Origin of the sequence: Nocardia sp. NPDC050717 (assembly GCF_040654275.1) — a bacterium.
In the GTDB taxonomy this organism is placed as follows: domain Bacteria; phylum Actinomycetota; class Actinomycetes; order Mycobacteriales; family Mycobacteriaceae; genus Nocardia.
The window spans coordinates 26,142-47,756 of sequence record NZ_JBFAHR010000004.1 but is presented as its reverse complement, the minus strand read 5'-3'; the positions used below and the strand labels follow the sequence as shown (position 1 = coordinate 47,756).

General features: G+C 70.1%; 17 protein-coding genes and 1 riboswitch. Of the genes, 13 read left to right on the top strand and 4 right to left on the bottom strand.

Annotation, left to right across the window (positions count from 1 at the left end; all coding sequences use genetic code 11):
- Positions 1–68 precede the first annotated feature (68 nt).
- Complete coding sequence (gene metE / locus AB0H56_RS10815) at positions 69–2,333, bottom strand: 5-methyltetrahydropteroyltriglutamate--homocysteine S-methyltransferase (protein WP_357160374.1); 2,265 nt, start codon at positions 2,331–2,333, stop codon at positions 69–71.
- 141 nt (positions 2,334–2,474) lie between these two features.
- Positions 2,475–2,689, bottom strand: a riboswitch (cobalamin riboswitch).
- Positions 2,690–2,948: 259 nt separating this feature from the next.
- Here metE and AB0H56_RS10810 point away from each other — a divergent pair.
- The 3 genes from AB0H56_RS10810 to coaD are packed head-to-tail and all read left to right on the top strand — an operon-like array spanning position 2,949 to position 7,396.
- The gene (locus AB0H56_RS10810) at positions 2,949–6,347 is read left to right on the top strand and encodes a pyruvate carboxylase (RefSeq protein WP_357160371.1); all 3,399 of its coding nucleotides are present in this window, start codon (positions 2,949–2,951) and stop codon (positions 6,345–6,347) included.
- Positions 6,344–6,907, top strand: a complete 564-nt coding sequence (gene rsmD / locus AB0H56_RS10805; protein ID WP_357160368.1) for a 16S rRNA (guanine(966)-N(2))-methyltransferase RsmD — start codon at positions 6,344–6,346, stop codon at positions 6,905–6,907. Before AB0H56_RS10810 ends, rsmD begins: the two co-directional genes overlap by 4 nt.
- Before the next feature lie 3 nt (positions 6,908–6,910).
- Entirely contained in the window at positions 6,911–7,396 is a 486-nt protein-coding gene (gene coaD, locus AB0H56_RS10800; protein ID WP_357160365.1) for a pantetheine-phosphate adenylyltransferase, read from the top strand.
- Here coaD and AB0H56_RS10795 read toward each other — a convergent pair.
- A complete protein-coding gene (locus tag AB0H56_RS10795; RefSeq protein ID WP_357160362.1) occupies positions 7,393–7,917 on the bottom strand; it encodes a GtrA family protein in 525 nt (174 codons plus the stop codon). The two genes, coaD and AB0H56_RS10795, sit on opposite strands and share 4 nt — an antisense overlap.
- 251 nt (positions 7,918–8,168) lie before the next feature.
- Here AB0H56_RS10795 and AB0H56_RS10790 point away from each other — a divergent pair, with 251 nt between their 5' ends.
- The 10 genes from AB0H56_RS10790 (at position 8,169) to AB0H56_RS10745 (ending at position 18,546) form a co-directional block, all read left to right on the top strand.
- On the top strand, positions 8,169–8,942 hold the full coding sequence (locus AB0H56_RS10790) for a DivIVA domain-containing protein (RefSeq protein ID WP_357160359.1): 774 nt from the start codon (positions 8,169–8,171) through the stop codon (positions 8,940–8,942).
- An 86-nt stretch (positions 8,943–9,028) separates the two neighbouring features.
- Positions 9,029–9,712: a DUF177 domain-containing protein gene (locus AB0H56_RS10785; protein WP_357160356.1), complete on the top strand. Its 684-nt coding sequence runs from the start codon at positions 9,029–9,031 to the stop codon at positions 9,710–9,712.
- A 2-nt stretch (positions 9,713–9,714) separates the two neighbouring features.
- Complete coding sequence (gene rpmF / locus AB0H56_RS10780) at positions 9,715–9,897, top strand: 50S ribosomal protein L32 (RefSeq protein WP_067988453.1); 183 nt, start codon at positions 9,715–9,717, stop codon at positions 9,895–9,897.
- A gap of 2 nt (positions 9,898–9,899) precedes the next feature.
- Positions 9,900–10,631 (top strand): ribonuclease III, encoded by a 732-nt coding sequence (gene rnc / locus AB0H56_RS10775; protein WP_280339828.1) that lies wholly within the window; start codon positions 9,900–9,902, stop codon positions 10,629–10,631.
- Positions 10,632–10,675: 44 nt separating this feature from the next.
- On the top strand, positions 10,676–11,536 hold the full coding sequence (gene mutM / locus AB0H56_RS10770) for a bifunctional DNA-formamidopyrimidine glycosylase/DNA-(apurinic or apyrimidinic site) lyase (protein WP_357160351.1): 861 nt from the start codon (positions 10,676–10,678) through the stop codon (positions 11,534–11,536).
- Positions 11,537–11,599: 63 nt separating this feature from the next.
- Positions 11,600–12,181: a dihydrofolate reductase family protein gene (locus tag AB0H56_RS10765; protein ID WP_280300516.1), complete on the top strand. Its 582-nt coding sequence runs from the start codon at positions 11,600–11,602 to the stop codon at positions 12,179–12,181.
- A gap of 3 nt (positions 12,182–12,184) precedes the next feature.
- Complete coding sequence (locus AB0H56_RS10760) at positions 12,185–13,222, top strand: PHP domain-containing protein (protein ID WP_357160347.1); 1,038 nt, start codon at positions 12,185–12,187, stop codon at positions 13,220–13,222.
- Positions 13,223–13,316: 94 nt separating this feature from the next.
- Positions 13,317–14,954, top strand: a complete 1,638-nt coding sequence (locus AB0H56_RS10755) for a substrate-binding domain-containing protein (protein WP_357160344.1) — start codon at positions 13,317–13,319, stop codon at positions 14,952–14,954.
- A 284-nt stretch (positions 14,955–15,238) separates the two neighbouring features.
- The gene (locus tag AB0H56_RS10750) at positions 15,239–16,408 is read left to right on the top strand and encodes a glycosyltransferase family 4 protein (RefSeq protein ID WP_357161235.1); all 1,170 of its coding nucleotides are present in this window, start codon (positions 15,239–15,241) and stop codon (positions 16,406–16,408) included.
- Positions 16,405–18,546 (top strand): glycogen debranching N-terminal domain-containing protein, encoded by a 2,142-nt coding sequence (locus tag AB0H56_RS10745; protein ID WP_357160341.1) that lies wholly within the window; start codon positions 16,405–16,407, stop codon positions 18,544–18,546. The genes AB0H56_RS10750 and AB0H56_RS10745 overlap by 4 nt, the downstream gene beginning before the upstream one ends.
- 48 nt (positions 18,547–18,594) lie before the next feature.
- Here AB0H56_RS10745 and AB0H56_RS10740 read toward each other — a convergent pair whose 3' ends face one another.
- Both AB0H56_RS10740 and kdpB read right to left on the bottom strand, forming a co-directional pair.
- Positions 18,595–19,464 (bottom strand): potassium-transporting ATPase subunit C, encoded by an 870-nt coding sequence (locus AB0H56_RS10740; RefSeq protein ID WP_357160338.1) that lies wholly within the window; start codon positions 19,462–19,464, stop codon positions 18,595–18,597.
- A 2-nt stretch (positions 19,465–19,466) separates the two neighbouring features.
- Positions 19,467–21,614 (bottom strand): potassium-transporting ATPase subunit KdpB, encoded by a 2,148-nt coding sequence (gene kdpB / locus AB0H56_RS10735; RefSeq protein ID WP_357160335.1) that lies wholly within the window; start codon positions 21,612–21,614, stop codon positions 19,467–19,469.
- Between the last annotated feature and the right edge of the window lies 1 nt (position 21,615).

The following is a 21,615-nucleotide window of genomic DNA, read 5'->3' as shown; positions in this document are numbered from 1 at the left end:
GGTATCACGGTATCAACTGGACCCGAGATCCGCCCCGGACGGCGATCGCCCGTCCGGGGCGGTTCGGCTCAGCGCAGCGCCGCGGCCGCCGTCACCAGGTTGCGCAGGGCGGCCTCCACCTCGACCGGCCCGCGCGTCTTGAGCCCGCAGTCGGGGTTCACCCAGAGCCGTTCGGCGGGAACGGCATCGAGGGCGGCGCGCAGCGAGGCGGTGATCTCCTCGACCGACGGGACGCGCGGGGAATGGATGTCGTAGACACCGGGGCCGACCCCGAGCGCGAAGCCGGCCGCGGTCAGGTCGTCGAGCACCTCCATGTGTGAGCGGGCCGCCTCGATCGAGGTCACGTCCGCGTCCAGACCCGCGATCGCCGTGATCACCTCGCCGAACTCCGAATAGCACAGGTGGGTGTGCACCTGGGTGGTGTCGGCCACGCCCGCCGTGGCCAGCCGGAACGCGTCCACCGACCAGCGCAGGTAGGCGGGCTGGTCGCTCACGCGCGGCGGCAGCAGCTCGCGCAGGGCGGGCTCGTCCACCTGGATGATCCGCGCGCCCTGGGCTTCCAGGTCGACGGTCTCGTCGCGGATGGCGAGGGCGACCTGCCCGGCCGTCTCGGCCAGCGGCTGGTCGTCGCGCACGAAGGACCAGGCCAGGATGGTCACCGGGCCGGTGAGCATGCCCTTGACCGGCTTGTCGGTGAGCGACTGCGCGTAGCCGATCCACGACAGCGTCATCGGCGCAGGCCGCGAGACGTCGCCGAACAGGATCGGCGGGCGCACGCAGCGGGTGCCGTAGGACTGCACCCAGCCGTTGTCGGTCGCGGCGAAACCGTCGAGGAGTTCGGCGAAGTACTGGACCATGTCGTTGCGTTCGGGCTCGCCGTGCACCAGCACGTCCAGACCGAGCCGCTCCTGCAGGGCGATCACCGCGGCGATCTCGGCGCGCATCCGGCGCTCGTACTCGGCCGCGTCGATCTCACCCTTGCGCAAGGCGGCACGGGCCCGGCGGATCGCCGAGGTCTGCGGGTAGGAGCCGATGGTGGTGGTCGGCAGGAGCGGCAGGTCGAGGTGGTCGCGCTGGCGTGCGCGTCGCTCGTCGGCCGGTGCGCGGGTCAGGTCGCCGTCACCGAGCGCCGCGAGGCGGCCGCGGACGCGCGCGTCGTGCAGGCGTGGATCGGTGCGGCGGGTCTCGGCGACAGCGCGGGCGGCGGCCAGCTCGGTGGCGACGGCGGGCGTGCCCTCGGTGATCGCGGTCGCGAGAACCCTGATCTCCCCGACCTTCTCGGCGCCGAAGGCGAGCCAGGAGCGCAGCCGCTCGTCGAGTCCGGTCTCCGGGGCCAGCGAGTACGGCACGTGCAGCAGCGAGCAGGAACTCGCCACGGCCACCGCGCCCGCGCTGCCGAGCAGGGTGCCCAGCGTCGCGAGTGCGGCGTCGAGATCGGTGCGCCAGACGTTGCGCCCGTCGACCACACCGGCGACGACGAGCGTGCGGGTGAGGCCGGGCAGGGCGGCCACCGCGGCGAGGTCGGTGCCGGCCGTGAAATCGAGGGCCACACCGTCGATTCCGGTGTCGGCGAGCGCGGCGAGGGCGGCGTCGGGGTGGCCGAAGTAGGTGGCCACCAGGATCGCGGGGCGGTCGGTCGCGGCCGCGAGCTCGGTGTAGGTCTCTCGCACGAGCGCGATCTCGGCCTCGGTCAGGTCGGTGACCAGCACCGGCTCGTCGAGCTGTACCCAGCGCGCGCCCGCGGCGGCCAGCCCGGCCAGCAACTCGCGATACAGCGGCAGCAGTTCCGGCAGCCGGTCCAGGGCCGGGCCGTCGGCGGACTTGGCCAGCTTCAGGAAGGTCAGCGGACCGATCACCACCGGCCGGGCCGGCACGCCGAGCTCGATCGCCTCGGCCAGTTCGGCGAGCAGCTTGTCGGGGTGCAGGGCGAAGGTGGTGCTCGCGTCGATCTCGGGGACCAGATAGTGGTAGTTGGTGTCGAACCACTTGGTCATCTCCAGCGGCGCCACCGTGTCGGTGCCGCGGGCCGCGGCGAAGTACCGGTCCAGCGGATCGGCGATCGCGTCGACGCGGGGCGGGAGCGCCCCGAGCAGGACGGCGGTGTCGAGCATCTGGTCGTAGTAGGAGAAGGTGCCGACGGGAATCGAATCCAGTCCGGCCGAGCGCAGTTGGGCGTAGTGCTCGGCGCGCAGCGTGCGGGCGACGGCGTGCAGGTGCTCGGCGTCGACCCGTCCCGCCCAGTAGGACTCGACGGCGCGCTTGAGTTCGCGGTTCGGGCCGATCCGTGGCAAGCCGAGAACCGTTGCGGTGAAGGGGGAGTGCGAAACAGTCACGGAGATTCTCCAGTGTGTCGTGCGGGAGCCATCGCCGTACTCAGGGCACACGTCGACACCGCCGGGACCTGCCGCGCGGGCGCGGCAGGTCGGCACAGGTGGTCCGCGCGCCCGATCCACGAGGCGGTGGCCGCCGGATACGGCGTATCCGGCACAGTCGGCAGGTCTTCGGACTCACCGGCACCGGTCGAGTGATCGACCGACCTACTGACCGTCGCTTCCCAGGTGTCGAGCCCAGTGCTGATGACGGTGGTCGTTCCGGCATACCGCTGCGGGACAGTCCCGGATTCCCACCGGGTTCCCTCTCCGCCCGGCGCGATCGTGCGTGTCCGGGCGTCGACGCCGGCGCGGGAGGTCGGGGCTCCGACTCTTCCACCGCGCAGGCGAACCAGCTGCGTCGCCCAGCATAGGCCGCGCGGACGCCGACGGCGAGCGCCCGCCCCCCTCGCCGAGTGCTGACCTGCGCGAACCGCCCGCACCGCCGACCGGTCCGCGCGGTGAGATGTGACGGCCGGGTGAACGCAACTTCGCAGGTGGGCCGGTGTGCGGTGTGAAGATTGCTGCGAAGCCACCTTGCGTGCCGGTGGTCCGGTCGCGTCCGGGTACCGTGGTCCAATGTTCTCGAAAGTCTTGGTCGCCAATCGTGGTGAAATCGCCATTCGCGCCTTCCGCGCGGCATACGAGCTAGGCATCGGAACGGTCGCGGTGTTCCCGCACGAGGACCGCAATTCCGTGCATCGGTTGAAGGCGGCCGAGTCCTACCAGATCGGCGAGGAAGGGCACCCGGTCCGGGCGTACCTGTCGATCGAGGCGATCATCGACGCCGCCAAGAGCGCCGGCGCCGACGCGATCTACCCCGGCTACGGCTTCCTGTCGGAGAACCCCGATCTCGCCGCCGCCTGTGAGCGCGAGGGCATCACCTTCATCGGCCCCTCGGCCGCCGTGCTCGAGATGGCGGGCAACAAGGCCACCGCCATCGCCACCGCCAAGGCGGCGGGCCTGCCGGTGCTGAAGTCCTGCGAGCCCAGTGCCGACATCGACGCCCTGCTGGCCGCGGCCGAGGAGTTCGAGTACCCGATCTTCGTCAAGGCCGTCGCCGGTGGCGGTGGCCGCGGCATGCGCCGGGTGGCCGCGCCCGAGCAGCTGCGCGAGTCGATCGAGGCGGCCTCGCGCGAGGCCGAGTCGGCCTTCGGCGATCCGACCGTGTTCCTCGAGCAGGCCGTGGTGAACCCGCGCCACATCGAGGTGCAGATCCTGGCCGACCAGCACGGCAACGTGATGCATCTGTTCGAGCGCGACTGCTCGCTGCAGCGCCGGCACCAGAAGGTGATCGAGCTCGCGCCTGCTCCGAATCTGGATCCCGCACTGCGCGAACGCATCTGCGCCGACGCCGTGGCCTTCGCCCGCCAGATCGGTTACAGCAACGCCGGCACCGTGGAGTTCCTGCTCGACGAACGCGGCAACCACGTGTTCATCGAGATGAACCCGCGCATCCAGGTCGAGCACACGGTGACCGAGGAGATCACCGATGTCGACCTGGTGCAGTCGCAGCTGCGGATCGCGGCGGGGGAGACCCTGGCCGATCTGGGCCTGAGCCAGGACGCGGTGACCATCCGCGGCGCCGCGCTGCAGTGCCGCATCACCACCGAGGACCCGGCCAACGGCTTCCGCCCCGACACCGGTCGCATCACCGCCTACCGCACGCCGGGCGGCGCGGGCATCCGCCTCGACGGCGGCGCGAACCTGGGCGCCGAGATCGGGGCCTACTTCGACTCGATGCTGGTCAAGCTGACCTGCCGCGGTCGCGACCTGCCCGCCGCCGCCGCGCGCGCCCGCCGCGCGCTGGCCGAGTTCCGCATCCGCGGCGTGACGACCAACATCCCGTTCCTGCTGGCGGTGCTCGACGATCCCGACTTCCAGGCGGGCCGGGTCACCACCTCGTTCATCGACGAGCGCCCCGAACTGCTCACCTCGCGCGGATCGGCCGACCGCGGCACCAAGATCCTGAGCTATCTGGCCGACGTCACGGTGAACAAGCCGCACGGCGAACGCCCGACCACGGTGTACCCGTACGACAAGCTGCCCGCCATCGACATGACCGTCGAGCCGCCCGCGGGTTCGCGCCAGCGCCTGCTCGCGCTCGGCCCGGAGGGCTTCGCGAAGGCACTGCGGGAGCAGAAGGCGCTCGGCGTCACCGACACCACCTTCCGCGACGCGCACCAGTCGCTGCTGGCGACCCGCGTGCGCACCAACGGCCTGCTCGGCGTCGCGGGCCACGTGGCCCGGCTGACCCCGGAACTGCTCTCGATCGAGGCGTGGGGCGGCGCGACTTACGATGTGGCGCTGCGGTTCCTGCACGAGGACCCGTGGGAGCGCCTGGCCGCGCTGCGCGAAGCCGTCCCCAACATCTGCCTGCAGATGCTGCTGCGCGGACGCAACACGGTCGGCTACACGCCCTACCCCGAGCAGGTGACCCGTGCCTTCGTGCAGGAGGCCACCGACACCGGCATCGACATCTTCCGCATCTTCGACGCGCTCAACAATGTCGACCAGATGCGGCCCGCCATCGCCGCCGTCCGCGAAACCGGAACGGCCGTGGCCGAAGTCGCGCTCTCCTACACCGGCGACCTGCTCGACCCGAACGAGTCGCTCTACACGCTGGACTACTACCTGAAGCTGGCCGAGCAGATCGTCGACGCGGGCGCCCACGTGCTCGCGATCAAGGACATGGCGGGTCTGCTGCGCGCGCCCTCGGCGGCCAAGCTCGTCACGGCGCTGCGGTCGAACTTCGACCTGCCGGTGCACGTGCACACCCACGACACCCCCGGCGGGCAGCTCGCCACCTACCTCGCCGCCTGGCAGGCGGGCGCCGACGCCGTCGACGGCGCGTCGGCGGCGATGGCGGGCACCACCTCCCAGCCCGCGCTCTCGGCGATCGTGGCCGCGGCCGCGCACACCGAGCACGACACCGGCCTGAACCTGCAGCACGTCTGCGACCTCGAGCCGTACTGGGAAGCCCTGCGCAAGGTGTACGCGCCGTTCGAGTCGGGCCTGCCCGCCCCGACCGGCCGCGTCTACACCCACGAGATCCCCGGCGGTCAGCTGTCGAACCTGCGTCAGCAGGCCATCGCACTCGGCCTCGGCGACCGGTTCGAGGAGGTCGAGGCCAAGTACGCGGCCGCCGACCGGCTGCTCGGCCGCCTGATCAAGGTGACCCCGTCGTCCAAGGTCGTCGGTGACCTGGCCCTGGCGCTGGTCGGCACCGGCGTCGACATCGAGGACTTCGCCGCCGACCCCGGTCGCTACGACATCCCGGACTCGGTCATCGGGTTCCTGCGCGGCGAGCTCGGCACCCCCGCGGGCGGCTGGCCCGAGCCCTTCCGCAGCAAGGCGCTGGCGGGCCGGAGCGAGCCCAAGCCGGAGACCCCGCTCACCGCGGCGGACCAGGCCGGGCTCGACGGCACCTCGCAGGAACGCCGCGACACCCTCAACCGGCTGCTGTTCCCCGGCCCGACCGCCGAATTCCAGGCGCACCGCGACAAGTACGGCGACACCACCGGGCTGTCGGAGAACCAGTTCTTCTACGGTCTGCGCCGCGGCGAGGAACACCGCGTCCAGCTGGAGAAGGGCGTCACCCTGCTCATCGGGCTCGAGGCGATCTCCGAGCCCGACGAGAAGGGCATGCGCACCGTCATGTGCATCATGAACGGGCAGCTGCGCCCGGTCGCGGTGCGTGACCGGTCCATCGCGTCCGAGGTGCCCGCGGTGGAGAAGGCCGACAAGAACAACCCCGGCCACATCGCGGCGCCGTTCGCCGGCGTCGTCACCCTGGCGGTGTCGGAGGGCGAGGAGATCCACGCGGGCGACACCATCGGCACCATCGAGGCCATGAAGATGGAGGCCGCGATCACCGCGCCGCGCGGCGGCATCGTCGGCCGGATCGCCACCGCCAAGGTGCAGCAGGTCGAGGGCGGCGATCTGCTGGTGGAACTGGCTGCGCGCGAGTCGGAATGACCCGCATCGTCGCCGGGACGGCGGGCGGACGGCGCCTGAAGGTGCCGCCCGCCGGTACCCGGCCCACCTCGGACCGGGTGCGCGAGGCGTTGTTCAGCGCGATCGACGCGCGCCTCGACCTCGACGGCGCGCGGGTCGTCGACCTGTACGCGGGGTCCGGCGCGCTCGGCCTGGAAGCGCTCTCGCGCGGCGCCGCGCACGCGCTGCTGATCGAGTCCGATCGCAAGGCGGCCGCGGTCGTGCGGGCCAACATCGCCGAGCTCGGCCTGCCCGGCGCCGAACTGCGCCTCGGCGCGGTCGGCTCGGTGCTCGCCCAGCAGGCGCCCGCCGCCTACGACCTGGTCTTCTCCGACCCGCCGTACGAGGTGAGCACCGAGGACGTACTCGCCGACCTGGTCGCGCTGGCGCGCAACGGCTGGCTCGCGCCCGACGCGCTGGTGATCGTGGAGCGTTCCATCCGCTCACCCGAAATCACCTGGCCCGCAGGCTATGCGGCGCTGAAGCCGCGCAAATACGGGGAGACCAGAATCGAGCTCGCCGAGTTCGGTGCTAGCGTCTGAGCCATGGCTGCTGCACTGTGCCCCGGCTCCTTCGATCCGGTGACCAACGGTCACCTCGACGTGTTCACCCGCGCGGCCGCGCAGTTCGACGAGGTGATCATCACGGTGATGGTGAACCCCAAGAAACAGGGCATGTTCACCGTCGACGAGCGGATGGACCTGCTGCGCGAGGCGGTCGCCCACCTGTCCAACGTGCGCGTCGCGTCGTGGCAGGGCCTGCTGGTCGACTTCGCCAAGCAGGAAGGCGTCGGCGCGATCGTCAAGGGCCTGCGCGACGCGGGTGACTTCGGCTACGAGCTGCAGATGGCGCAGATGAACCACAAGCTCGCCGGCGTCGACACCTTCTTCATCGCCACCAACCCCTCGCTGAGCTTCCTGTCCAGCTCGCTGGTGAAAGAGGTGGCGGCTTACGGCGGCGACGTGAGCGACATGCTGCCGCCCGCCGTCCACAAGCGACTGCTCGACCGCCTGGCCGAACGCCGCGGCTAGAAGACCAGGCCGCGCAGGGCCAGGAAGCGCATCCCGCCCACGGCGGCGGTGATGGCGAGCACGGCGAGTGCCTGGACGGTGTCGCCCAGCCCGGGCGCCCAGACGCCGAGCGCGGCCAGGCTCGCCGTGGTGATGCCGAGACCGAGCAGCGCGAGTCCGCCGCCCTCCCACTGGGCCGTGAACCAGGTGACCCGGTCGGCGGCGTGGAAGGTGAGCTGGCGGTGCAGCTCGTTGGCGATGACCGTGCTCACGACCGAACCCGCGACGTTCGCGATCAGCGGGCCGACGCCGTGCATGGCGAAGAACAGCAGCACATAGGCGATGTTGCTGGATCCGCCGACCAGGGCGAACCGGATGAGCTGGGGGAGGGCGCGGTCGCCGCGCAGGTAGGTCAGCGTCCGGTCCACGCGCGGGCGCACCACGGGTTTCGTGGGGGCGAGCGCGGGGAATGGACCGACCCAGGGTGTGACCATGCCCGGAAGGTGCGACACCGAGATTCTCGGTGTTTCCAGAACGGTCATGGTCGACTCCGATCGCAATGAACGAGCGTCGAGGAGTACAACAGCTGAAAACGTGTAGTGCTTCCCGGCGGACGGCGTTGTCGTGCCTCCCGATGGTAGCGGAAGCGGAGGGTTGCACTCCACTTGATATCGGTGCGATCTAGGACACTGTCGCGACACACCGCGACGACATTCGGAACACGCGCGTCGGCCGGGCAGACTGGGCCACGACGGCAGTGGTTTCGCCGGGATTCAGCAGGAGGGTAGTGAGCATGTATCGCGTATTCGAAGCACTCGACGAACTGGTCGCCATCGTCGAAGAGGCACGCGGCATCCCGCCGACCCGCAGCTGCATCGTGCCGCGCGGCGACGTCCTCGAACTGCTCGACGACGTCCGCGACGCCCTGCCCGGCGAACTCGACGACGCCCAGGACGTGCTCGACCACCGCGACAAGATCGTCGGCGACGCCCGCACCGGCGCCGAGGCCACCGTCACCTCGGCCAACGAGCAGGCCCGCACCACCATCGAGTCCGCGCGCGCCGAGGCCGACCGCATCCTCGCCGAGGCCAAGGCGCACGCCGACCGGATGGTCGCCGAGGCCACCACGCACGCCGACCGGCTGGTCGCGAACGCGCAGGCCGAGGCCGACCAGGTGATCGCCGACGGCAACGCCGAATACGACGAGCTCACCGGCCGCGCCCAGGTCGACGCCGACCGGGCGATCCAGGCGGGCAAGGACTCCTACGAGCGCTCGGTCGCCGACGGCAAGGCCGAGCAGGCCAGGCTGGTCGCCCAGACCGAGGTGGTGCGCGCGGCCCACGCCGAGTCGGCCCGCCTGATCGACACCGCCCAGGCCGAGGCCGACCGGGTCCGCGCCGAATGCGACGACTACGTCGACGAGCGGATGGCCGATTTCGGCGGCAGACTCGCCGAGCTCGAGGAGACGCTCAACACCACCCGGCGCACCATCACCCGCGGCAGGCAGCAGATGCGCGGCGCTCAGGCGCCGGAATACCCGGAGTACGCCGCCGACCCCCGGCGCTGAGCCGTTCGCGCGTTTTGAGTTCGGGCGGGGTCCTGCCGTACTGTTGAGTGGTTGCCCAAATCCCCTCAGAAGTAAGTGAGTCAGTGATGTCCGCCGGTTCCGGTTCGCCGTCGCGTCCGCACAAGACCAATGGTCCTGTGTCCGACGCGGGCTTCGTGCTGGATGTCCGCAGTCTCGGCCGCAGGCCGGGAACCATGCGGGAACTGCGGCGCACGGTCACCGACCACGAGCGGCTGGGTCTCGACCTGATCGCCATCCCGGCCGAGGCCGCGGTGGAACTCGACCTGCAGCTGCAGGCCGTCTCGGAGGGCGTGCTGGTCACCGGCACGGTGTCCGGGCCGACGGTGGGGGAGTGCTCGCGCTGCCTCGAACCGTTCGACGACCGGGTGGAGATTCGTCTGACGGAGTTGTTCGCGTATCCGGACAGCACCACCGAGCAGACGACCGAGGACGACGAGGTCTACCGCATGGAAGACGACCTCATCGACCTCGAACCGGTGATCCTCGACGCCATCGGCCTGGAGCTTCCGCTGCAGCCGCTGTGTACCCCCGACTGCGCGGGCCTGTGCCCCGAGTGCGGGGTGCGGATGGCGATTGCGGGTCCTGATCATGGGCATGAGATACTGGACCCTCGCTGGGCCAAGTTGGCGAATTTCGCCGCAGCGGCGCCCGGCACCGGCGACCCCGCTGAGGGTTCCACCACCCCAGACCGATCCGCACCCGTGGCAAACGATGCCCACGTGGCCCGCGAAAACACAGAGGAGAAGTAGCCGTGGCTGTTCCCAAGCGCCGGATGTCCCGTTCCAACACCCGGTCGCGGCGCAGCCAGTGGAAGGCCGCCGCGCCGACCCTGGTCACCTGCCCGAACCGTGCCTGCGGTGAGAAGACCCTCCCGCACATCGCGTGCCCGTCCTGCGGCACCTACAAGGGCCGCCAGGTCACCGCTGCTGTCTGATTGTGACAGCCAGCAAAGACAACGCGGGTTCGGTCGATCATGCCGACCTGCTCACCGCCCTCGGTGTCGACGTACGACCGGAGCTGCTGCGCCTCGCGCTGACGCACCGGTCGTACGCGTACGAGAACGGCGGTCTGCCGACGAACGAGCGCCTCGAGTTCCTCGGCGACTCGGTCCTCGGCCTCAGCATCACCGAGCGGCTCTACACCGAGCACCCGGAGAAGTCCGAGGGTGAGCTCGCCAAGCTGCGCGCCAGCGTGGTGAACATGCACGCGCTCGCCGAGGTCGCGCGCGGTCTCGGCGAGGGCGGTCTCGGCAAGCACCTGCTGCTCGGCAAGGGCGAAGAGCTCACCGGCGGCCGCGACAAGCCGAGCATCCTCGCCGACGGCATGGAGTCGCTGCTTGGCGCCGTGCATCTCGAGCACGGCATCGAGGTGGCGCGTGGCGTCGTGCTGCGCCTGTTCGCCGAGCTGCTCGAGCGCGGTCCCCGCATGGGCGCCGGCCTCGACTGGAAGACCAGCCTGCAGGAGCTCACCGCCGAGCGTGGCCTCGGTGTGCCCAATTACGAGATCACCTCCACCGGCCCGGACCACAACAAGGAGTTCACCGCCACCACGGTGATCGCCGGTCGTCCGTACGGGCAGGGTGTCGGCCGTTCCAAGAAGGAAGCCGAGCAGAAGGCCGCCGGGACCGCCTACAAGGCGCTCACCGACGAATCCGTGTCCGAGGCGTGACCACGCGGGCCCGCCCGGGTGCGCCCGGCAAGGTGGCGTGAGCCGTGCCCGAACTCCCCGAGGTCGAGGTCGTCCGGCGCGGCCTGGCCGAGCACGCCGCCGGTCGCGTGATCGAGACGGTCGCCGTCACCCATCCGCGCTCGGTGCGCAGGCACGTCGCGGGCGGCGCCGATCTGGCCGCCCGTCTCACCGGTCTGACGATCGAGAGCGCGCGCAGACGCGGCAAGTACCTGTGGCTCACCTTCGACGAGCCCGACACCGCCCTGGTGGTCCACCTGGGCATGAGCGGTCAGATGCTGGTGCAGCCCGCGGGGGCGCCCGTCGAGAAGCACGCCCACATCCGCGCGGCCCTCGACGACGGCAGTGAACTGCGCTTCGTCGATCAGCGCACCTTCGGCGGCTGGGCGCTGGCCGATCTCGTCGAGGTCGACGGCACGGTCGTGCCCGATCCGGTCGCCCACATCGCCCGCGATCCGCTCGATCCGCTGTTCGACACCGAGGCCGTGGTCGCGGCGATCCGCGCCAAGAACACCGAGATCAAGCGGGTGCTGCTGGACCAGACCGTGGTCTCCGGCATCGGCAACATCTACGCCGACGAGGCGCTGTGGCGGGCCGGACTGCACGGCACCCGCGTCGCCGCCGGGCTCACCAGGCCCGTGGTGCGCACGCTCCTGGCCGCCGTGACCGCGGTGATGAGCGAGGCGCTGGCCGTCGGCGGCACCTCCTTCGACGCGCTGTATGTGAACGTCAACGGTGAATCGGGGTATTTCTCCCGGTCACTCGCCGCCTACGGCCGCGTGAACGAGCCGTGTGACCGCTGCGGCACGCTGCTGATCCGCGAACAATTCATGAATCGTTCGTCGTTTTCCTGCCCGAAGTGTCAGCGGAAGCCGCGCCGCCGCTGATCCGGGCGCGCTACGGTTTCTCCTGACGGGTCGTACCGGACCGGGTCCGTGCAGGAGGACGTTATGCGCAAGCTGACATATTTCGTGGCATCGACGATCGACGGGTTCATCGCCGCCGAGGACGGCACCGTGGACTTCTTCCCCGTCGGCGGTGACCATGTGCCCGCCATCACCGCGCAGTATCCCGAGACGCTGCCCACCAAGGTGCGGGAGGCGCGCGGCATCGCGGCGGGCAACATCTACTTCGACACCGTGATCATGGGCCGCAAGACCCATGACTTCGGGGTCCGTACCGGCACGGCGAGCCCGTACGAGCATCTGCGCCAGTACGTGGTGTCGACGACGATGCCGGAATCGCCCGCCCCCGGCGTCGAGGTGATCGCCGACGACCCGATCGGCGCCGTGCGCGCGCTGAAACGGGAAGCGGGACTCGGCATCTGGCTCTGCGGCGGCGGTGAGCTGGCGCAGACCCTGCTGCCCGAGATCGACCAGGTGTTCCTGAAGCTGTTCCCGGTGGTGCTCGGCACGGGCCGTCCGCTGTTCGGCGGCGGCGCGACACTGCCGACGCCGGAACGGTTCCGGGTGATCACCAGCCGGGTGTACGCCGACGGCGTCGCCTTCCTCAAGTACGGCCGGATCGCCTAGGCGATGACGGCGGCGGCGGGCCCCGGCCCGGTGGCGGCGCTGCGCGAGATCGGGTTCTGGCTCGAACGCTCGCGGGCGGAGACCCACCGGGTGAAGGCCTACCGGCGCGCGGCCGATGTCGTCGCGGGGCTGACCGAGGACGAACGGGCCGAGCGGGAACGCGCACACAGCTGGCGCGACCTGCCCGGCATCGGGCCCAAGACCGCCGCCGTCATCGAACAGGCCTGCACGGGAGCGGTTCCCGACTACCTGGCCGACCTGCGCGGCGCCGCGAAACCCATCGCCCCCGCCGGTGCGGCGCTGCGCGCCCAGCTGCGCGGCGACCTGCACACCCACTCGGACTGGTCCGACGGCGGCAGCCCGATCGGCGAAATGATGAGTGTGGCCGCCGCGCTCGGCCACGAGTACTGCGCGCTGACCGACCACTCGCCGCGCCTCAAGGTCGCCAACGGCCTGTCCGCCGAGCGCCTGCTGCGCCAGCTCGACGTGATCGCCGAACTCAACGACCAGCTGGCGCCGTTTCGCATCCTCACCGGCATCGAGGTCGACATCCTCGACGACGGCACCCTCGACCAGCGCGCCGATCTGCTCGAGCGCCTCGATGTCGTTGTCGCCAGCGTGCATTCGCACCTGCGCGACGACAGCGCCACCATGACCAAGCGCATGGTCTACGCCGTGGCCAACCCGCACGTCGACATCCTCGGCCACTGCACCGGCCGCCTCGTCGAGGGTGGCCGCGGCACCAGGCCCGAATCCAGCTTCGACGCCGAACTGGTCTTCGAGGCCTGCCGCAAGTATGGAACCGCGGTCGAGATCAACAGCCGTCCCGAGCGCCGTGACCCGCCGGGGCGCCTGATCGAGCTGGCCGTCGAGATGGACTGCTACTTCAGCATCGACACCGACGCGCACGCGCCGGGCCAATTGGATTGGCAGGGTTACGGATGCGAGCGCGCGCTCGCCCACGGTGTGCGGGCGGAGCGGGTGATCGACACCTGGCCGGTCGAGGACCTGCTCGCGTGGTGCGCGTCGACGTCCGGGTGAAGACTCGCCGAACACCTGGCGTCGGCCGCGGCCTTCACGGATTCTCCTGATAGACAGTCGGATACAAGGTATCCGGGGTGAGGGGGAGAGTCGGGTGGGCGAGTTCCCGGTCGAGATCGTGTTGTCCGTGCTCGGCTTGATCGTCGCGATCGCCACCTTCCTGCGCGAGTATGTCCTCGTCGGCCGCAAACGGCTGGGCTATCGCGTGCAGATGAACACCCCCGCCCGCTCGTGGGTGCCGCGTGAGAACGGCTCGGCCGCACCGGTGTCAGAAGCGACGGCCCCGGACGCTGCACCTGCTCTCGACGGCGCCGCGTCGAACCCGGACGCCGGGCAGCCGAACACCGGCGCCGCGGCGCCGTCACCGGCAGGCGAGGCCCAGGCATCGGCACCGTCGGCGGCATCGGAAGCCGGCGCGTCGACGGCGGCCGACCGGACGACCTCGCTGATGCTGATCCGGATCGAGAACGACGGTTCGACCTCGATCGAGGACGGTGACTACCAATCGACCGAGGCGCCGGTTCTGAAGTTCGACGCGCACACCATCGAGTCGGTCGAGGTGACCGAGCGGGTCACCCGGGGCCAGGAATCGGTCGCGGTGTCCAGCCCGGCTCTGCTCGGTGTGGCGCGGAGTATCGGCCCGAACGGGGTGCATCAGATCGTCCTGCCCGCGGTACCGCTGGATCGGGGCGAGCACTACAAACTGCTGGTGGTGCTCGTCGGCCCCAAGCCCGAACCGCTGGATGTCGATGGGAAGAAGGTCGTCAGCAAGGAGGGCTGGCTCAAAGGTGGCCGGTTCGAGGAGACCACCAGTCGCTCCCGGCGTGAGCCCGCCCTGCTCGGGCTCAGCGTGCTGCTCGCCCTCGTGGTGACGGTGCAGCTGCTGGCCACCGTGCTGCGCGGGGACCCGCCGCCGCGCGACTGCGCCGCGGGCTCGCTGAGGGTCGTCGGCTCGACCGCGATGGCGCCGATGATCCGCAAGGCCGCCCAGAACTACGAGAAGACCTGCACCGACGCGCATTTCGCCTTCGACTTCACCGGCACCGAACCGGGTCTGCGCACCCTGATGAAGGCCGGACCGACGCCGGAGATGCTCGCCATCGGCGACGGCTCCAAAGGCACCTCGTTCGAGGCGCTGACCGAGACTCCGCTCGCCCGCGCGTCCTTCTCGATCATCACCCACCCCGCGGTCGGCCTGAAAGATCTCTCGACGCAGCAGATCCGCGATCTGTATCGGGGAAACATCAGGAACTGGAACCAGATCGGCGGTCCCGATCTGCCGGTGGTGCTGATCGATCGCACGGCGGGGTCGGGCACCCGCCGCGCGCTGGAGTCACGGTTGCTCGAGGACAACCGGAAGGTGTTCCGGTACACCAGCTGCATCGGGATGGCTCCCGGCGGCGAGCAGTGCGAGGTCGACGTGACCGAGGAAGTGGCTACCTTCGTTGCCAAAATCCCCGGGGCGGTGGGCTATCTGGAGACCTCGGCGGTCATCGACGGGGTCGCGGCGGTCTCGATCGACCGGGTCCAGCCGACCACGGACACGATCCGGCTCGGGTACTACCGCTTCACCGGTATCGAATACGCCTACACACACGGTCCGGTCGCCGGTGATTCGCTGGTCGCGCAGTTCCTCGACTACCTGATCCGGGGTAAGGCCAGGCTCACCATGATCGAGTTCGGCAACATACCGTGCGTAGACCCGGTCGAACCGAAATTCTGTACGCCGTAGACCGGCTCTGACGGCGGAATCTCCTGTCCCGGCTGCCATTCCCCGCCACGAATTCTCAGCAACCGACTGGTTTACTCCGCGGTAGCGGGGTACTTTTCTCTACGGCCCCTCTGATCAGGCAGGCGCCCCGGCGGCGCGCTCCACGTCTGGCCAGGCCAACCATGCCCCATGGACGGCGGTGCAGCTCTCGTCTCCACCTCCGCCGAGGCGGCCATCTCTTGTTCGCGCAAGTGTTGCGAGGTTGTGTCCCTGGAAGGAAGGTCATGAGTGCAGACATGTCGGCAATGTCGCCGGCCGGGTTCTCCACGTCCGATCTCTACTCGATCGAGCACAACGGTGGCCCACTGCGGATCGCGATGGTGGTTCCACCGTATTTCGATGTTCCCCCCAAGGCCTACGGCGGCGTCGAGGCCGTAGTCGCGGATCTGGTCGATTCGCTCTGTGAGCGCGGCCATCACGTCACCCTGTTCGGTGCGGGCGAGCCGGGTACCAAGGCGAACTTCGTCCCGCTGTGGGACCGGATCGTCCCGGAACGACTCGGTGATCCGTTCCCCGAAGTCGTCCACGCGCTGCGGGTGCGCCGCGCGATCGAACGCCTGGCCGAGACCGAGGGCATCGACCTGGTCCACGACCACACGTTCGCGGGCCCGCTCAACGCGCCCGCCTACGCCGATCTCGGGCTGCCCACGGTGGTCACCGTGCACGGGCCGGTGCAGGACGACTGCTACCGCTACTACCGGGAACTCGGCAAGGAGTGCTCGCTCGTCGCGATCAGCGACCGGCAGCGCGAACTCGCGCCGGACCTGCGGTGGGTGGGGCGCGTGCACAACGCGCTGCGACCCGACCTGTGGCCGTACCGGGCGCAGAAGAAGGATTACGCGCTGTTCCTCGGCCGCTTCACGATGGACAAGGGTCCACATCTGGCGCTGGACGCCGCCCACGAGGCCGGAATACCGCTCGTCCTGGCGGGCAAGTGCTCCGAGGCGCCCGAGAAGGCGTACTTCGAGGAGTACGTGCGCCCGCGGCTGACCGCCGATGATCACGTGTTCGGGCTCGCCGACGCGACCGACAAGCGTAAACTCTTGTCCGAAGCGCGGTGTCTGCTGTTCCCGATCCGGTGGGAGGAGCCCTTCGGCATGGTGATGATCGAGGCAATGGTCACCGGTACTCCGGTGGTCGCGTTGCGTGGGGGCGCGGTGAGCGAGGTCTTGGTCGACGGTGTCACCGGACGGATCTGCGACGATCCGGCCGAGCTGCCCGGCGCCATCGCCGAGGTCGCGTCCTACGATCCGGCGGCCTGCCGGGCCCACGTGGAAGCCAATTTCGGCGCCGACACCCTCGGCGGTGGCTATGAACAGGTGTACCGGCAACTGTTGGCCGAGACCACGATCGGGTACGGCGACGCGTTCGCGCTGCCGCTGCCCGTCGGGGCGGCGATCAGCGGGCGCGCATGACCCTGGACAGCGAGTCGCCGAGCCCGCTCAACGCGGGGGAACCCGCCGGGCTCGGCGGCAACGGAGGCAACGTCACCCTGGTCGAAGGCGGCACCTTCAGCCTGTCCGATCGGCTCGGCGACATCGAGCCGGGCAAGCCGCAGGGGCTGTTCTTCCGTGACGCCAGGGTGATTTCGCGATGGGAGCTCATGATCGACGGCAAGCGGCCCGAGCCGCTGTCGGTCCTGAGCCCCGAGGCCTTCGCGGCCCGGTTCGTGCTGCGGCGGCCGCCGCAGCAGGGCCGGGCCGACAGCACGCTGCTCGTGGTGCGCGACCGGCTCGTCGCCGAGGGCATGCACGAGCTGATCACGCTGGAGAACATGAGCCGCGAGGCCACCGCCGTGGTGCTCGAGCTGCACGTCGACGCCGATTTCGTCGACCTGTTCTCGGTGAAGGAAGGCCGGATGGGCGGGCACCGTGCGGAGATGACGACCTCCGACGGTGAACTGCTGCTGCACGACCGGGCCGACCTGTCCCGCGGGCTCGCGCTCACCTCCACGATCGAGCCGATGGTGTTGCCCGGCACCATGATCTGGCGGGTCGTCGTGCCCGCCGGTGGTCGCTGGCAGACCGAGATCACCGCCCAGCCCGCGGGCGCGGCGCAGCGCCCGCAGACCCAGGGCACGCCGGGCGAGCGGTACCGGGCCAGCGAGCCGGTGCGCAAGATCCAGGCGTGGCGGGCCACCGCCACCGACATCACCGCCGATTCCGGCCTGCTCAACCGGATACTGCGCCGCAGTGAGAGCGATCTCGGCGCATTGCAGATCCATACCGATACCGGCACCGGCAGGCCGTTCGTCGCGGCGGGCGCGCCGTGGTTCATGACGCTGTTCGGTCGCGACTCGCTGCTCACCGCCTGGATGTCGCTGCCGCTGGAGACCGATCTCGCGCTCGGGACCCTGCAGCAGCTGGCCGAACTCCAAGGCCAGACGGTGGATCCGCTGGTGGAGGAGGAGCCGGGCCGGATCATGCACGAGATGCGGCGTGGTCCCGCCGTCGGGCAGGTCCTCGGCGGCCAGATCTACTACGGAACCGTCGACGCCACACCGCTGTTCGTGATGCTGCTCGCCGAATGCCTGCGCTGGGGCGCCGATCCGGCCTCCATCGCGACGCTGCTGCCCGCGGCCGACGCGGCGATCGGCTGGATCACCGATTTCGGTGACCGCGACGACGACGGCTTCGTCGAGTACGTGCGCGCCACCGACCGCGGCCTGATCAACCAGGGCTGGAAGGACAGCTTCGACGGGATCAACGACGCGGCGGGCCATATCGCGCAGGCGCCGATCGCCCTGTGCGAGGTGCAGGGCTACGTCTACGCGGCCTACCTGGCGCGCGCCGAACTGGCCGACGCGTTCGACGATCCCGCGCTGGCCACGCGGATGCGCGAACGGGCCGCCGAGTTGCGGACCAAGTTCGCCGAGCAGTTCTGGCTACCCCAGTGCGGCTGGTACGCCGTGGCCCTGGACGGCAGCAAGCGCCAGATCGACGCCCTGACCAGCAATGCCGCGCACTGCCTCTGGTCGGGCATCGCGACCGACGAGCACGCCGAGATCCTCATCGCGAATCTGGCCAAGGCGGAGATGGATTCGGGTTTCGGGCTGCGCACCCTGGCCTCGAACATGGGGGCCTACAACCCGATGAGCTATCACTGCGGGTCGGTCTGGCCGCACGACACGGCGATCGCGGTCGCCGGGCTCATGCGGTATCAGCACGTGCCCGGCGCGGTGGAACTGGCGACCAAGCTGGCGGGCGGTCTGCTCGACGCCGCCGCCGCGTTCGACGGCCGCCTGCCCGAATTGTTCTGTGGTTTCCCGCGCGCCAGGTTCGCGGCGCCGGTGCCGTATCCGACCTCGTGCTCGCCGCAGGCGTGGGCGAGCGCGGCACCGCTGCTGCTGGTGCGCTCGTTCCTCGGGCTCGATCCCGATGTGCCGGCCAAGACACTCACCCTGCGACCGCAGATCCCCGAGGCGTGGGGCTGCGTCCGGATGTCGGAGTTCCGGCTCGGTGACGCGACCGTCGGCCTCGAGGTGTGCGGGTCGGCGGTGACGGTGACCGGGCTGCCCGATGGCTGGGCGCTGATCACCGACGAAGACCAGTAGACGCGCGGCGGGGCCGGATCCGTACCGGATCCGGCCCCGATCGGCGCGTCAGCCCTGGAACGGGAAGCGTTCGTCCAGTGCGAGATTGAGTTCGAGGACGTTCACGCGCGGCTCTCCGAGGAACCCCAAAGTGCGCCCGTCGGTGTGCGCGTCCACCAGCTCCCTGACCTGGTCCGCGGTGATGCCGCGCGCCCGCGCCACCCGCGCGACCTGGATGGCCGCGTACTCGGGGGAGATGTGCGGATCGAGACCACTGCCACTGGCGGTGACCGCGTCGGCGGGCACGGCCGCCGACGCGGGGGCGTCACCCAGGATCGGGATGATCCGGCCGATCGCGTAGTCCTCGCCGTCGGACGCGCACTCCACGGCGACGCCGCGGAACTCGCGCAGGAACGGCACCGCGGGGCAGTGCTCGTTCACACTCACCACGCGGTCGGGCAGCGACACGTCACCATCGGCGTCGCGCGGGCCGATCACCGAGAGGACCGCTCCCACACCGTCTTTCGTGCAGAACTGGCGGGTGCCGTCGACCCCCTCACGGTCGCCGACCTCCTTCGAGCGGGCACAGACGGTGCTGAGCAGGCTGGTGCGGTCGGCCGTGTCGACGATGTCCTCCGGGCCGAGGTTGCTCGCCGCGGTGGACAGCGGGTCGTAGCCGTCGCCCGCGGCCGACGGCCTGCTCTGGAAGTACTGCACCATCGCCTGCCCGTCGGCATCGGTGAACGACTGCCCGATCAGGCTGGAGCCCACCACTTTTCCGTCGCGTTCGAGGAGCGACCCGTCGGCCTTGTCGTTCAGGCCGGGCAGCTGCGCGATCGCGAACACGGCGACGGGATAGACGATTCCGGTGATCACGGTCAGCACCAGGAGCGCGCGCAGGGCGGCCAGATGCTGACGGATCCAGGTTGACATACGCATTTCTAGGCCATCCCGGGGAGGAGTTGGACGAGCAGATCGATGAGCTTGATGCCGAGGAACGGTGCGACGATGCCGCCGAGCCCGTAGATCGTCAGGTTGCGGCTCAACAGGCTCGAGGCATCGCTGGGCCGGTACTGCACCCCGCGCAGCGCCAGCGGGATCAGCGCCACGATGATGATCGCGTTGAAGATCACCGCCGACAGGATCGCCGACTGGGGACTGGCCAGCCGCATGATGTTGAGCGCGTCCAGGCCGGGGAACAGGCCGACGAACAACGCGGGAATGATCGCGAAGTACTTGGCGATGTCGTTGGCGATGGAGAACGTGGTGAGGGCGCCACGGGTGATCAGCAACTGCTTGCCGATCTCCACGATCTCGATCAACTTGGTCGGGTCCGAATCCAGATCGACCATGTTGCCCGCCTCTTTGGCGGCCGAGGTGCCGGTGTTCATCGCCACCCCCACATCGGCCTGGGCCAGCGCGGGCGCGTCGTTGGTGCCGTCGCCGGTCATGGCGACCAGCCGCCCGCCGTCCTGCTCCTTCTTGATGAGGGCGAGTTTGTCCTCGGGCGTGGCCTCGGCGAGGAAGTCGTCCACGCCGGCCTCGTCGGCGATCGCCTTGGCGGTCAACGGATTGTCGCCGGTGATCATGACGGTGCGGATGCCCATCCGGCGCATCTCGTCGAAGCGTTCGCGCATGCCGTGTTTGACGACGTCCTTGAGGTGGATGACCCCGAGCAGCCGGGGTGTGCCGTCCCTGACCTCGCCGACCATCAACGGCGTGCCGCCGGAGGCGGAGATGCCGTCGACGATCACCGATGCCTGCTCCGGCACCGAACCGCCCTGGGCGCGCACCCATTCCGTCACCGCACCGGCCGCCCCCTTGCGCAGCTGGTGCCCGTCGGCGAGGTCGACGCCCGACATGCGGGTCTGGGCGGTGAATTCCACCCAGGTCGCGCCCGGCAACTCGCCCGGGGTGCGTTCCCGCTTGCCGAAGGCCTGTTTGGCGAACACGACGATCGAGCGACCCTCCGGCGTCTCGTCGGCGAGGCTGGACAGCTGGGCGGCGTCGGCGAGTTCGTCGTCGAGAACCCCTGGTACCGGGACGAATTCGGCGGCCTGGCGGTTGCCGAGGGTGATGGTGCCGGTCTTGTCCAGCAGCAGCGTGTTCACGTCACCGGCGGCCTCGACCGCACGGCCCGACATGGCGAGCACATTGCGCTGCACGAGGCGGTCCATCCCCGCGATGCCGATGGCCGAGAGCAGCGCGCCGATGGTGGTCGGGATGAGGCAGACCAGCAGCGAGACCAGCACGATGCCGGTGATGCCGTGCGCGTCCAGCGCCGCGGTGTCGGGCACGCCCGGGCTGTTCGACTTGGCGAAGATCGCCAGCGGCTGCAGGGTGGTCACCGCGAAGACGAAGATGATCGTGAGCGCGGCCAGCAGGATGTTGAGCGCGATCTCGTTCGGCGTCTTCTGCCTGCTCGCGCCCTCGACGAGCGCGATCATCTTGTCGATGAAGCTCGCACCCGGTTCCTGGGTGATCCGCACGACGATGCGGTCCGAGAGCACGGTGGTGCCGCCGGTGACGGCCGAGCGGTCGCCGCCGGATTCGCGGATCACGGGGGCGGATTCGCCGGTGATGGCCGATTCGTCGACCGAGGCGATGCCTTCGACGACGTCACCGTCGCCGGGGATCACCTGTCCCGCTTCGACGACGACGTAGTCGCCGCGGCGCAGATCCGGCGCAGCGACCCGCTCCTCGACGACGCGGCCACCCGGCGTCCAGTCGGCGAGGCGGCGGGCGACGGTGTCGGTCTTGGCCTTGCGCAGGGTGTCGGCCTGGGCTTTGCCGCGCCCCTCGGCGACGGCCTCGGCCAGGTTCGCGAACAGCACGGTGAGCCACAGCCACACGACGATGGCCCAGGCGAAGAAGCTCGGGTCGGCGACGGCGAGCACGGTCGACCAGACCGCGCCGATCTCCACGATGAGCATGACCGGATTGCGCCACAGCGTGCGCGGGTCCAGCTTGCGCAGCGCGTCGGGCAGCGAGGTGAGCAGCAGCTTCGGGTCGAGCACACCCTTGCGCACGCCCTTGGCCCGCGGTCCGGGACCGGGGATGGCGGGGGATTCCATAGTGGGAGTGGACATC

What these genes read in the sequence shown, in the direction of transcription:
- AB0H56_RS10810 (WP_357160371.1), top strand. Translation starts at nt 2,949, where the DNA reads ATGTTCTCGAAAGTCTTGGTCGCCAATCGTGGTGAAATCGCCATTCGC.
- rsmD (WP_357160368.1), top strand. Translation starts at nt 6,344, where the DNA reads ATGACCCGCATCGTCGCCGGGACGGCGGGCGGACGGCGCCTGAAGGTG.
- coaD (WP_357160365.1), top strand. Translation starts at nt 6,911, where the DNA reads ATGGCTGCTGCACTGTGCCCCGGCTCCTTCGATCCGGTGACCAACGGT.
- AB0H56_RS10795 (WP_357160362.1), bottom strand. Translation starts at nt 7,917, where the DNA reads ATGACCGTTCTGGAAACACCGAGAATCTCGGTGTCGCACCTTCCGGGC.
- AB0H56_RS10790 (WP_357160359.1), top strand. Translation starts at nt 8,169, where the DNA reads ATGTATCGCGTATTCGAAGCACTCGACGAACTGGTCGCCATCGTCGAA.
- AB0H56_RS10785 (WP_357160356.1), top strand. Translation starts at nt 9,029, where the DNA reads ATGTCCGCCGGTTCCGGTTCGCCGTCGCGTCCGCACAAGACCAATGGT.
- AB0H56_RS10765 (WP_280300516.1), top strand. Translation starts at nt 11,600, where the DNA reads ATGCGCAAGCTGACATATTTCGTGGCATCGACGATCGACGGGTTCATC.
- AB0H56_RS10760 (WP_357160347.1), top strand. Translation starts at nt 12,185, where the DNA reads ATGACGGCGGCGGCGGGCCCCGGCCCGGTGGCGGCGCTGCGCGAGATC.
- AB0H56_RS10750 (WP_357161235.1), top strand. Translation starts at nt 15,239, where the DNA reads ATGTCGCCGGCCGGGTTCTCCACGTCCGATCTCTACTCGATCGAGCAC.
- AB0H56_RS10745 (WP_357160341.1), top strand. Translation starts at nt 16,405, where the DNA reads ATGACCCTGGACAGCGAGTCGCCGAGCCCGCTCAACGCGGGGGAACCC.
- AB0H56_RS10740 (WP_357160338.1), bottom strand. Translation starts at nt 19,464, where the DNA reads ATGCGTATGTCAACCTGGATCCGTCAGCATCTGGCCGCCCTGCGCGCG.
- kdpB (WP_357160335.1), bottom strand. Translation starts at nt 21,614, where the DNA reads ATGTCCACTCCCACTATGGAATCCCCCGCCATCCCCGGTCCCGGACCG.